Genomic DNA, 11701 nt, shown 5'->3' on the forward strand with positions numbered 1-11701 from the left:
TATGCTTATACACAGAATCACTGCCCGGACACGAGTCCACAGCAGCAGGCCCAAGCAGGCCGGCTGCGGCCGCCAACCCCACCGGGTCGGGCTGGCCCCCGGGCTGCACACTGTCCAGAAGACGGCGTGATGTGAGCCGATGCCAAAAGCGTCGCGCCAGGACGAAGTTCATCGAGGGAGGCCGACGGGTCTCCCTTTTTTTATGCGCAGATTTCATTATCAAAAGCGCATCCACGGCCGATAATAATTTTGCCATCTGGGCCGGGTCGCGCGAACCGCATGCCTGTTTTCCAGTCTTATCTGTACCGCCCTATCCCGTGAGGAATCCATGAATTCGCCCATCTGGCGCCTGGCTGGCGTCGGTTTGCTGTACCTGAGCGTGAGTGCTCAAACCTGGGCCGACGACAACGGTCCGCAAAATCGGCCAGAAGGGGGCGGGCAGAACCGCGCCCCACAACAAGAGCAACGTGGTCAGCAGCAAGGTCAGCAGGTCCAGCAACAGATGCAGCAGAGGGTGCAAGAGCAGCAACGCAACCAGCAGCAGGAGCAGCGTGGCCAGCAGCAACAGATGCAACAGCAGGTGCAGCAACAGCAACGCGAACTGCGTGGCCAGCAACAAGAGCAGCAACGCGGTCAGCAGCAGCAACAGCAGCAGACCCAATGGCAGCAGCGCCAGCAGGAATTCAACCAGCGTCAGGCCCAGCGCGTGCAGGAACAGCAAAGCCATGGCCCGCAAGTGCCGGCGCCTCAACCAGGCCGCCAGGATGGCCCGGCGATCCAGGGCAAGCCAGGCGTGGTGTGGCAGACGCAGCAGCCGATTCGCGGCAACAACGAAGGGCCACGGGGCGATTACGGCCCTGGTCGCGGCAACGATGGCCGCGGACCTGGTGGACCAGGTCGGGGTAACGGCTGGGGACCAGGACCGCAGTATCGTCCGGGCTACACCATCGATCGCTTTCCCGGTCAACAATACCGCGTGCCGTACCGTGGCCAGGACTTCTTCTATTCCGGCGGCTACTGGTACCGTCCGCAAGGTCCGCGCTATGTAGTGGTAGCGCCGCCCTATGGCATTCGTACGCGCGAGTTGCCGGACTATGCGACCCGCATGTGGATTGGCGGCGCGGTGTTCTTCCTCGCTGCAGGCACCTACTACCAGTACATGGATGACAGCCAGGATTACGTGGTAGTTAATCCGCCACAAGGTGTGCCGGAGTCTCAACCGCAGCCAGCGCAGACGGGTGGCATCGACGTGTCGTTCTACCCGGCCAACGGCCAGAGCCCGTCGCAGATGGAGCAGGATCGTTACGATTGCCAGCGCTATGCCGCGCAGCAGAGTGGCTTCGACCCGGCCACCGCGACCTACGCGCCAGCTGATTCGGTGGCTTACGTGTACCGTCAGAACATGGGCAATTGCCTGGCCAGCCGCGGCTACCAGGTCAACTGACGATCACACCACCAGTGGCGCGCCCGGAGCGTTGGTCGTCGGGGTTTCCTTGGGGTCGGCGTGTACCAGCACCTCGGCCAACGGGAACTCGGCGTGGATGGCTGCCTCGGCCTTGTCGCACAAGGCGTGCGCAGCCGACAGGGTCAATTGCCCCGGCAGTTCCAGGTGCAATTGCACGAACCAGTGATTGCCCGACATCCGCGTGCGCAAATCATGGGCGCCCAACACCCCAGGTACGCTGCACGCCAGCGTCAGCATCTGCTCGCTGACGTCTAACGGCAGCTCCTTGTCCATCAGGATGGCGCTGCTCTCGCGCGCGATGTGCACCGCGCTCCAGAGTATGTAGAGGGAGATCCCCAGGCCGAACCATGCGTCCAGCTGAGCCCAACCGAAGCGCGACAGCACCAGGGCCACCAGAATACTGGTGTTGAGCATCATGTCGGAGCGGTAGTGCAGCGAGTCCGCGCGGATCGCTGTCGAACCGGTTTCCTTGATGACCTTGTGCTGAATCAGCAGCAGCCCCGCCGTCATGATCAGCGACAGCACCATCACCGCGATACCGAGATCGGCCTGGCCCATAGGTTCGGGATGGCGCAGCCGCTCGACTGCCTGGACCGCGATCACCACGCCGCTGAAGGCAACGAACATCGCCTGCGCCATGCCCGCCATCGCCTCGGCCTTGCCGTGACCATAGCGGTGATCTTCATCGGCGGGGCGCAGCGCGTAATGCACTGCCAGCAGATTGAGAAAGGAGGCCGCGCCGTCGAGGACGGAGTCGGTGAGGCCCGCCAACAGGCTGACCGACCCACTGAGCCACCAGGCGATCGCCTTGGCGACGATCAGGGTGCTCGCCACTGTGAGAGAAGCGCGAGTGGCGAGACGCAGCAGGCTGACGTGGCGATCGGTCGGTGTCATCTAGAACTCGGGTCAGGCGGCGGGGATGAGGCCGTACGCAGCCAGTTGCTGCGCGCTGCCGCGGTGTTCGATGAGGCGTGGGTCGTCGAGCGGCAGGTTGCGGCCCAACTCGGTTTGCAGGATGGCCTGCAGCTTGCTGCGGTCGACCTTGCCATCGGCGCCGATCGCCTGCTGAAGTTTTTCCGGCGCGACCTGTGCGGTCTTGCCGCCTTCCTGATAGATAGCGCCCGTGGCGAAGTCGACACCGAAGGCGATCAGGCCGGGGATCACATAAAACAGAATACCGATGGCATCGAGGCCGGCGACCAGCGGGTCGATCTTGCCTTCGATCTGGCCACGGCGGTCAGGCCAGAAGAGGGTACCGCACGCCGTAATCTGGGTGAGCAGCACAGCAACCAGAACACCACCAACGACACGGAAAGGGATGCGCATGAATATCTCCTGAGGGAAGTCGCCACAATACAGGCAAAAGGCCCGTGCTGTACCTCAGACCTGCGAAAGCGGGCCGGGTTCGCCGTTATACCGTTAGCGCCCGGTGTCCGCTACCCTGGTTTTATTGCCTGTTGCTACATCACTCCCATCACAAAATCCGCAAATCAACACTCAACCAGATTCACCGCCAACCCACCCCGCGACGTCTCCTTGTACTTGTCATGCATATCCGCGCCGGTATCGCGCATCGTGCGAATGGCATGATCAAGCGAAATAAAGTGATCGCCATCACCGCGCAATGCCATCTGCGCCGCATTGATAGCCTTCACCGCAGCAATCGCATTGCGCTCGATGCACGGCACCTGGACCAGCCCGCCGACCGGATCGCAGGTCAGGCCGAGGTTGTGTTCCAGGCCGATTTCCGCTGCATTCTCGACCTGCTTGGGCGTGGCTCCCAGCACCTCGGCCAGGCCGGCGGCGGCCATGGCGCAGGCCGAGCCGACTTCGCCCTGGCAGCCCACTTCAGCGCCGGAAATCGACGCGTTTTTTTTGCACAGAATACCCACCGCAGCCGCCGCCAGGAAAAACCGCACGACATCGTCGGCGCAGGCTTCAGGGTTGAATTTCATGTAGTAGTGCAGCACCGCCGGGATGATCCCCGCCGCACCGTTGGTAGGCGCGGTGACCATGCGCCCGCCCGCAGCGTTCTCCTCGTTCACCGCGAGGGCGAACAGGTTGACCCACTCCATGGCGCTGAGCGTCGAGCCGATCACGTTCGGCTTGCCGATTTCCTGCAGACTCTGGTGCAGGCGCCAGGCGCGGCGCCTCACGTTCAAGCCTCCCGGCAAGATACCCTGGGCATTCAGACCTTGGTCGACGCAACGGCGCATGGCCTGCCAGATGAAATCGATTTTGCTGCGGATTTCGTCCTCGCTGCGCCAGGTCTTTTCGTTCTCCATCATCAATGTGGCGATGCTCATGCCGGTTTGCGCGCACAGGTTCAGCAACTGCGCTGCCGAGTTGAAGTCGTAGGGCAGTTCGGTGGTGTCGCTGTCGAGCTTGCCGCTGGCGGCCTGGGCTGCGTCGATGACGAAACCGCCGCCGACTGAATAGTAGGTCTGCTCGATGCACTGGCCGTTCTGCAAATAGGCCAGCAGGGTCATGCCGTTAGGGTGATAGGGCAGGCTCTCCTCCAGCAGACGCATGTCGCGCTGCCAGTCGAAGACCACGGCATGCTCGGCGCCCAGCGACAGGCACTGGCGGGCGATCACCTCGTCGACACGCCCCGCCACGGCAACGGGGTCGACCTGGTCAGGCCATTCGCCCATCAATCCCATCAGCGTCGCTCGGTCGCTGCCATGGCCGATACCCGTGGCCGACAGCGATCCATACAGCCGCGCTTCGACACGTTCGACCAGGCCGAGCTTGCCGCGCTCGCGCAGTTCAGCGGTAAACAGCGCCGCCGCCCGCATCGGCCCGACCGTATGCGAACTGGACGGGCCGATACCGATTTTGAACATGTCGAAGACACTGATAGCCATGATGAACCCATAATGATCGCGTGATGGATGCTTCCACCCCTGGGGCTATCTTTGGTGGAATCCGATGCGCAAACAAACGATAGTTCCTATGTCACCGTTTAGTGGGGCTCAACAATGAGCAAGATTCTCAACGCGCAGATGCATGCCTGGTTGCAGGTCTTCGCCTGCGCGGCGCGGCATTTGTCCTTCACCCGCTGCGCTGATGAATTGCATGTGACCCCCGGGGCGATCAGCCAGCAGATGAAACAACTGGAAGATCGCCTCGGCTTTGCGCTGTTTCACCGCGTCGGCCGCGGCCTCGAGCTCACCGCTCAGGGCCAGCGCCTGGCCATCGTCGCCAATGAAGTGCATAGCCGCATCGATGACGAGTTGCGCCTGCTGCATTCCGGCGCCATTGGTGGCATCTTCAAGCTGCGCTGTATTCCCTCGTTCCTGAGCAAGTGGCTGATGCCGCGCTTGCCGGCGCTGGAGCAGCGCTTCCCGGACGTGGAGTTGCGCATCATCGCCGAGGACAGCAGTGGTTCGCTGCGTGACGATGATTTCGACCTGGCCATTGATCTCAACGATGGCAGTTACGCCGGGCTGATGACCACGCCGTTGCTGGAGGAAGAGCTGTTCCCGGTGTGCTCCCCCAGCCTGCTAGAGGACCGGCCGCCTTTGGATGGGCCCGGCCAGTTGGTACATTACCCGCTGCTGCACGACATCACCGCCTGGCGCGGCAGCTATGAATATGCCGAATGGGAGTTCTACCTGTCCGCCATCGGCGCTCAGGGTATCAACGTGCGCCGGGGCCACACCTTCAACCGCAACCACTTGACCATCGAGGCCGCCCGCCTTGGTATGGGCGTGGCTATCGCCCGTCGCGCGTTGATCACCAACGAGCTGGAACAGGGCTCGCTGATCGTGCCGTTCGGCCAGCCGATAAAGGCGCGTAAAAAGTATGTGTTGGCCTACCGAGAAGGCGCGTTGAACACCCCCTCGCGGCGGGCAATTCATGATTGGCTGGTGACGCAGGCGGTGGGGTCGGGGAATACGTTGTGAGTCAGGGCTGTGATGCCGCTGCTGGCCCCTTCGCCGCCGAACCTGCCGCCCCCTATTTCCTACAATAACAACCCCTGGAGCGCACAATGAAAATCGTCATCGCCCCTGACTCCTTCAAAGACAGCCTCAGCGCCGAAGGCGTCGCCAACGCCATCGCGCAAGGCGTGCGCGACGCATTCCCGGATGCCGAGCTGATTCTGTGCCCCATGGCCGACGGCGGCGAAGGCACCGTCGATGCCATCCTCGCCGTGTTACCCGGCGAGCGTCGCCGTGCCTCGGTCCGCGGTCCGCTAGGCACAGAGGTCATCGCCCACTGGGGGTGGCTGCCAGAATCGCGCACGGCCATCATCGAAATGGCCGAAGCCAGCGGCCTGCAACTGCTCACCCTGGAGCAACGCGACGCGTCCCACAGCTGCACTTACGGCACCGGGCAATTGATCCTCGAAGCGGTAGAGGCCGGGGCGGAGAAAATCATCCTCACCATCGGCGGCAGCGCCACCAACGATGGTGGCGCCGGCATGCTGCGGGCGCTGGGCGTGCGCTTCTACGATTTCTCCGGCAGTGAACTGCCCCCCGGCGGCGTGGCATTGGCGCAACTGTCGCAGGTCGACCTGACGCACTTCGATCCACGCTTGCAAGCGCTGCACTTTTCCGTCGCCGCCGACGTCGATAATCCGCTGTGCGGGCCCCACGGCGCGTCGTTCATTTTCGGCCGCCAGAAGGGCGCTACTCCCCAGCAGATCGAAGCCTTGGACCACGCCTTGGCGCACTTCGCCGACTGCTGCGCCCAGGTGCTCGATCACGATCTGCGTGATGAGCCCGGTGCGGGCGCCGCTGGCGGTATGGGCTTCGCGGCCAAGGCATTTCTGGGTGCCGAATTTCGCCCGGGTGTCGAGGTGGTCGCGGAGTTGGTCGATCTGGAAGACAAGGCCCGAGGCGCCGATCTGGTCATCACCGGCGAAGGCCGCTGCGACGCCCAGACGCTGCGCGGCAAGACCCCTATGGGCGTGGCCCGTTTGGCCCAGCGCCACGGCGTGCCGGTGGTGATCCTGGCGGGGACCTTGGGCGAGGGCTATCAGGCGTTGTACGAGCATGGCATCGATGCCGCGTTCGCCATCGTCTCCGGGCCGATGACCTTGGCGGATGCCTGTGCTGATGCGCCACGGTTATTGCGCGAGCGGGCGCGGGATGTGGTGCGGTTGTGGCAGCTGCGTCGTTGATGGCGCGCGCGCAGCCGTCGTGATCGACGAGTGGAGGAAGGCCCGCCGATGCATCGGCTACGCTTTGCAACGTAAAGGTTTTTTTGAAAAGGAAATTCAAATGCGAGTGTGTTCTGCAGTGTTCATTTTCTCCCTTCTCCTCAGCGGTACTGCGCTGGCCAAAGATGACCACCATGAGTGCGAGGCGGCGCTGGACAAGCTCAAGTCTGCGTCCGAGGAGTCCTTCGTCAAGGATGGTCATCACGAACATCAGCAAGCGCTGGAAGCCCATAAGTCTGGCGACTTCAAGAAGTGCGCCGACCAGGCCCGCAAGGCTCAGTCACATCTGAAAAACAGTTAGCTGGGAGGCGTTATGAAAGCACTGATTCTGGGCGGTCTGTTACTGCTGGCCGGCTGCAAATACTTCGGCTATCAGGAGAGTTGTACGGATAATCCCGATCGCCCCGAGTGCGATGGCTCGCATCAGGTCGAGGGGCATCGCAAGTAGGGCGCCTTTTTGCCGCACTGGTTCAGGAGCGCGGCGGGGAGGTCGCTGGATTGTTGCGCCCTGTGTCAGCGTCCTGCCAGGCGCTTGTGATCGGGCGATGGGCAAGTTAACGTCTCGGCCGTCGCTGCTCATCAGCGGCCTGGGCTTGGCGGCTCGGAGGTACAGCGCAACAGCGCCCACACACCGAAATGCAGGCGCATTTTTTTCGCCTGGATTTCGGCGTTATGGCGAGTTGCGTGGGGACCTTTTCGAAGGTGCCGGTCCGCCAACCTCGCGCAATTCGCCACCTAGACGACTACAGGATTATTCTGATCCATCGGATGCAGATAAAGCGGCAGGAGTAGCCGCAGCCGACTCGGCAAGTCTATCGATGCTCACGCCAACACCCATAACCTGCGCCAATCCTGAAACAAGTCGTTCCTTGGCAGTTTTGGAGAACTCGTCTCGCTCGACACTGGATGCGGCGAAAAACAGAATGAACAGCACTGCCACCGTGGTGAAAAAGTTGCCCACAACACCGCCGGCCCCCCCGAACGTCAGACCTTTCACGAGGTGCCATGCCCGCTCGGGAAGTGATTCATGTTGATGTCTGCCGATGAACGTCCAGAGCCGGTCTTTGAAGTGCGCCTCCAGTTCGTCTTGCTTTTCCTGGGCAGCCTGAGCCAGCAATTCTGAGACAACACGGGTGGCTTTTTCGCGATACATCCCCAAGGCGGGCAGTTCAGCGCAAGCCACGTGATTTCGCAGCTCCACATCCGTAGGTCGCCGCTGATTGAGGCGCTCGAATTCCTGAAGATATTGCTGCTTGCTCTGCTTGTACAGGCAATAGGCGAGTTGGCCAACGACGTCATCGTCATTGGCCACCAGTTGTTGGTAGACATCAGAGCATTGGCGCCACCAGAGAACGAACGGTGTTCACTGCCACGTTATACTCCCCGCCCTACCCGGGAGCCCTGTATGCAATCCTTACCCATCGACGCGGCCTTGCCAGCGCTGCGCCAAGCCCTGTCCACTCGCCACGAAGCGGTCCTCGAAGCGCCACCCGGCGCTGGCAAGACCACCCGCGTGCCGCTGGCGATGCTCGGCGAGGCGTGGCTCGGCGACCAGACCATCCTCATGCTCGAACCCCGGCGCCTGGCCGCCCGTGCCGCCGCCGAACGGCTCGCCAGCGAGCTGGGCGAGAAGGTCGGCGAGACGGTGGGTTATCGCATCCGCCTTGAAAGCCGTATCGGCCCGCGCACCCGCATAGAAGTGGTCACCGAAGGGATTCTCACTCGGCGCTTGCAGGATGATCCGGCGTTGGAAGGCGTGGGCCTGTTGATCTTCGACGAGTACCACGAGCGCAGTCTCGACGCCGATCTGGCCCTGGCGTTGAGCCTGAACGGCCGCGAACTGCTGCGCGATGATCCGCCGCTGAAAATCCTCTTGATGTCCGCGACATTGGAAGGCGAGCGGCTGTCGGCCTTGCTTGATGGCGCCCCGGTGATCCGCAGCGAAGGGCGAATGTTTCCGGTGGTCACGCGCTGGGGCAAGCCGTTTGTGGCGGGCGAATATATTGAACCGCGCGTGTACAGCACCGTGCTCGATGCCCTGAACGACGAGTCCGGCAGCCTGCTGGTGTTCCTGCCGGGCCAGGCCGAGATCCGCCGCGTCGCGCAGCAATTGAGTGAGGCACTGACCGGGCGCGACGACGTGCTGATCTGCCCGCTGCACGGCGAGCTGGACCTGAACGCGCAGCGGGCGGCCATCGATCCAGCGCCGCTCGGCAAGCGCAAGGTGGTATTGGCCACTAACATCGCCGAGACCAGCTTGACCATCGATGGCGTGCGGGTGGTGATCGATGCCGGGCTCGCGCGGGTGCCGCGCTTCGATGCGAACAGTGGCATGACTCGGCTTGATACCCAGCGCATCTCCCGCGCCAGTGCGACCCAGCGGGCCGGCCGGGCAGGGCGGCTGGAGCCGGGCGTGTGTTATCGCTTGTGGTCGGAGGCGCAGCACGAGCAGTTGGCCGCCTATGGCAGCCCCGAAATCCTGCAGGCGGACCTCGCCGGGCTGGCGTTGCAACTGGCGCGCTGGGGCGTGACGCCGGACCAATTGGCGTGGTTGGATGCGCCACCGGCCGCCGCTTATGCACAGGCGGGGGATTTGTTGCAGCGCCTGGGGGCGGTCGCGGAGCAAGGCGACACCACGCTGACGCCCCATGGCCAGGCCATGGCGCAATTGCCCGCGCACCCGCGTATCGCTCATCTGTTGTTGCGTGGGCAGGCGCTGGGGCTGGCTGAGTTAGCCTGTGATGTGGCGGCGATGCTCGGCGAACGTGACATTTTGCGGGGTGCGGGTGCCGATCTGCATAGCCGTCTGGCGTTGTTGAGCGGCGAGCAGCGCGCGGCTCGCGGGGCGCAAGGTGGGGTGCAGCGGATCAAGCAGTTGGCGCGGCAGTATCGTGGGTATTTGCCGAAGCGGCTCGCCTCCCTGACCGTCCCTGATCCTGAGCACACTCGCTGGTTAGGTGCCCTATTGGCCTTGGCCTATCCAGATCGCGTCGCCCATCAACGCCGCCCCGGTGGCGCCGAATACCGTCTGGCCAACGGCCGCGCCGCATTGTTTGGCGAGGCCGATGCCCTGATGAAAAACGAATGGATCGTCATCGCCGACCTCGGCAGCCGTCAGGGCCAGCGCGAAGAGCGCATCTACCTGGCCACCGATTTCGATCCGCAACTGTTCGATGATGTCTTGGCCGAACAGGTGCGCAGCGTCGAGCAACTGGACTGGGACGAGCGCGAAGGCGTGATGGTCGCCGAGCGCCAGCGCAAGGTCGGCGCGCTGATCCTCAGCCGCGAACCCTTGACCGGCCTGGACGCTGACGCCCGGGCGCGCGCGTTGCTCGGGCTGGTTCGGCGCAAGGGCCTGGCGTTGCTGCCGTGGACGCCGGAGCTGCGCCAGTGGCAGGCGCGTGTTGGCTTGCTGCGCAGTCTGGATGTGGCCGCCGGCAAGCCGAGCGAGTGGCCGGATGTCAGCGACGAAGCCTTGTTGGCGAATCTGGAAGACTGGCTGCAGCCCTATCTGGGCAAGGTTTCGCGCCTGAGTCATTTTGCGCAGTTGGACCTGTCCTCGATCATCCGCAACCTGCTGCCCTGGCCGTTGCCGCAACGCCTCGACGAGCATGCTCCGCAGCATCTGTCGGTGCCGTCTGGCTCGTCTGTGCGTCTAGACTACAGCGAAACGCCGCCGGTGTTGGCGGTGCGTTTGCAGGAACTGTTCGGGCTGGCGCAGACCCCAAGCGTGGCTCAGGGCCGGCAGCCGGTGCTGTTGCATCTGCTGTCCCCGGCACGGCGGCCGGTGCAGGTGACGCAGGATCTGGCGAGTTTCTGGGCCAATACCTATGAGCAGGTGAAGAAGGATTTGAAGGGCCGGTATCCGAAGCATTATTGGCCGGACGATCCGTTGGTGGCTGAGGCGACCGCGCGGATAAAACCGCGGAAATAACCGTTTGAGCTGTAGCGAGGGGGGCTTGCCCGCGAAAATAGGGCCAGCCCCTTCTGCAGGGTTGGCACGCCGAATCGGGCACCCTCAATGAGCACGGCTGACGGCCGTCGCTTATGTTCTCAGTGATCAGGTGCGGATCAGTGGAACCACCTCTGTTAACTATTTATTTATGCACCCTCTGCTTAAGATTCACGAGTCGCGGCCGATTATATTGGATTGCTGAGCTTTAATTGGCTCTGATCGTTTGGTTAAAGTCAGTGTAAATTTGGAGTTGACAAGTGAACTTGCGCATAAACTGCAAAGCTATAATTATCGCGTTGTCTTGTGTTTTTTCAGATGTGGCTATTTCTGAAAATCTCAAAGTATACAATTTTTCGCCTGTTAATCAATACAATCTCAATCTGTCAGCCAGTTTTTGGAATCCAATCATAAAGTATGTGTCCGAAAAAAGCGGAGTTAATCTTACCCTGAAATTAGGTCGAACATCCTCTGATACAACTAGTTATGTGCTCGCCCAAGAAGTTGATTTCGCCTTTACCAATCATCTGTTTAGCCCGGAGCGTGACAAAATGGGCTGGAAGGTATTTGGTCGCCGTGACGCGCCTTCCCTCGAAGGACAAATCGTGGTGCCTGCCGACTCGCCAATCCATAGCCTTTCGGAACTGGAAGGCAAGGAAGTCGTTTATCCGGGCCCAGAAGCGTTCATTGCTTATAAAGTCACAAGCTCGGAATTGGTAAAGGAAGGGATCAATACGTCTACTGTGTTTGCGGGAAACATGGATGGCGCTTTCAGCCAACTGCTCAGTGGCAAGGCCCAAGCGATGGGGGTCAACTCCCAGCTTGTAAGTGGCTACACTGAAAGAGAAGGTAAGTCTTTCCGCGTACTTTGGAATTCTTCCCCGTTCAATGATTTAGCTCTCATGGTATCACCTCGGGTTTCTGAAAAAGAGCTTGATGCAGTAGCGAACGCATTTTTTAATATGCAGTACGATACCTACGGTCGCAAAGTTCTTCATGAGGCGACCGAGTTAGTCCATGCCCCTGTACCTATTACTTTCATTCCCGCGACGGCAGCGGATTATGCTTCCTATCGTGATTTCTATAGTGGCTTGCCAGCGAATCTTAAGTAAATAAT

Annotated in this window: 11 protein-coding genes; 7 read left to right on the top strand and 4 right to left on the bottom strand. The window is 61.7% G+C overall.

The window, feature by feature from the left end:
• Positions 1 to 328: 328 nt before the first annotated feature.
• Positions 329 to 1444, top strand: coding sequence for a DUF6515 family protein (locus LIX93_RS22810; RefSeq protein ID WP_226506330.1), 1116 nt, complete (start codon positions 329 to 331; stop codon positions 1442 to 1444).
• A gap of 3 nt (positions 1445 to 1447) precedes the next feature.
• On the opposite strand, the gene LIX93_RS22815 is transcribed toward LIX93_RS22810, so the two are convergent.
• The 3 genes from LIX93_RS22815 to LIX93_RS22825 form a co-directional block, all read right to left on the bottom strand.
• Positions 1448 to 2359: a cation diffusion facilitator family transporter gene (locus LIX93_RS22815; RefSeq protein ID WP_226506331.1), complete on the bottom strand. Its 912-nt coding sequence runs from the start codon at positions 2357 to 2359 to the stop codon at positions 1448 to 1450.
• Positions 2360 to 2371: 12 nt separating this feature from the next.
• Positions 2372 to 2791: a polyribonucleotide nucleotidyltransferase gene (locus tag LIX93_RS22820; RefSeq protein WP_226506332.1), complete on the bottom strand. Its 420-nt coding sequence runs from the start codon at positions 2789 to 2791 to the stop codon at positions 2372 to 2374.
• A 164-nt stretch (positions 2792 to 2955) separates the two neighbouring features.
• Positions 2956 to 4332, bottom strand: coding sequence for an L-serine ammonia-lyase (locus LIX93_RS22825; protein ID WP_226506333.1), 1377 nt, complete (start codon positions 4330 to 4332; stop codon positions 2956 to 2958).
• 114 nt (positions 4333 to 4446) lie between these two features.
• Between LIX93_RS22825 and LIX93_RS22830 the strand changes: the two genes are divergently transcribed.
• From LIX93_RS22830 to LIX93_RS29610, 4 genes are all read left to right on the top strand, one after another.
• A complete protein-coding gene (locus tag LIX93_RS22830) occupies positions 4447 to 5373 on the top strand; it encodes a LysR substrate-binding domain-containing protein (protein ID WP_226506334.1) in 927 nt (308 codons plus the stop codon).
• 86 nt (positions 5374 to 5459) lie between these two features.
• Positions 5460 to 6593, top strand: a complete 1134-nt coding sequence (locus LIX93_RS22835) for a glycerate kinase (RefSeq protein ID WP_226506335.1) — start codon at positions 5460 to 5462, stop codon at positions 6591 to 6593.
• 19 nt (positions 6594 to 6612) lie between these two features.
• Complete coding sequence (locus LIX93_RS22840) at positions 6613 to 6933, top strand: hypothetical protein (protein ID WP_226506336.1); 321 nt, start codon at positions 6613 to 6615, stop codon at positions 6931 to 6933.
• A 12-nt stretch (positions 6934 to 6945) separates the two neighbouring features.
• Positions 6946 to 7080, top strand: a complete 135-nt coding sequence (locus tag LIX93_RS29610) for a hypothetical protein (RefSeq protein WP_260524884.1) — start codon at positions 6946 to 6948, stop codon at positions 7078 to 7080.
• A 303-nt stretch (positions 7081 to 7383) separates the two neighbouring features.
• Here LIX93_RS29610 and LIX93_RS22845 read toward each other — a convergent pair whose 3' ends face one another.
• On the bottom strand, positions 7384 to 7944 hold the full coding sequence (locus LIX93_RS22845; protein WP_226506337.1) for a hypothetical protein: 561 nt from the start codon (positions 7942 to 7944) through the stop codon (positions 7384 to 7386).
• Positions 7945 to 8037: 93 nt separating this feature from the next.
• Here LIX93_RS22845 and hrpB point away from each other — a divergent pair, with 93 nt between their 5' ends.
• Together hrpB and LIX93_RS22855 are read left to right on the top strand one after the other, a co-directional pair.
• Positions 8038 to 10566, top strand: coding sequence for an ATP-dependent helicase HrpB (hrpB, locus tag LIX93_RS22850; RefSeq protein WP_226506338.1), 2529 nt, complete (start codon positions 8038 to 8040; stop codon positions 10564 to 10566).
• Between the two features lie 278 nt (positions 10567 to 10844).
• Positions 10845 to 11696, top strand: a complete 852-nt coding sequence (locus LIX93_RS22855; protein ID WP_226506339.1) for a phosphate/phosphite/phosphonate ABC transporter substrate-binding protein — start codon at positions 10845 to 10847, stop codon at positions 11694 to 11696.
• The last annotated feature ends 5 nt before the right edge of the window (positions 11697 to 11701 follow it).

Source organism: Pseudomonas sp. MWU16-30317 (assembly GCF_020515695.1).
Lineage (GTDB): Bacteria > Pseudomonadota > Gammaproteobacteria > Pseudomonadales > Pseudomonadaceae > Aquipseudomonas.

What these genes read in the sequence shown, in the direction of transcription:
- LIX93_RS22810 (WP_226506330.1), top strand. Translation starts at nt 329, where the DNA reads ATGAATTCGCCCATCTGGCGCCTGGCTGGCGTCGGTTTGCTGTACCTG.
- LIX93_RS22815 (WP_226506331.1), bottom strand. Translation starts at nt 2,359, where the DNA reads ATGACACCGACCGATCGCCACGTCAGCCTGCTGCGTCTCGCCACTCGC.
- LIX93_RS22820 (WP_226506332.1), bottom strand. Translation starts at nt 2,791, where the DNA reads ATGCGCATCCCTTTCCGTGTCGTTGGTGGTGTTCTGGTTGCTGTGCTG.
- LIX93_RS22825 (WP_226506333.1), bottom strand. Translation starts at nt 4,332, where the DNA reads ATGGCTATCAGTGTCTTCGACATGTTCAAAATCGGTATCGGCCCGTCC.
- LIX93_RS22830 (WP_226506334.1), top strand. Translation starts at nt 4,447, where the DNA reads ATGAGCAAGATTCTCAACGCGCAGATGCATGCCTGGTTGCAGGTCTTC.
- LIX93_RS22835 (WP_226506335.1), top strand. Translation starts at nt 5,460, where the DNA reads ATGAAAATCGTCATCGCCCCTGACTCCTTCAAAGACAGCCTCAGCGCC.
- LIX93_RS29610 (WP_260524884.1), top strand. Translation starts at nt 6,946, where the DNA reads ATGAAAGCACTGATTCTGGGCGGTCTGTTACTGCTGGCCGGCTGCAAA.
- hrpB (WP_226506338.1), top strand. Translation starts at nt 8,038, where the DNA reads ATGCAATCCTTACCCATCGACGCGGCCTTGCCAGCGCTGCGCCAAGCC.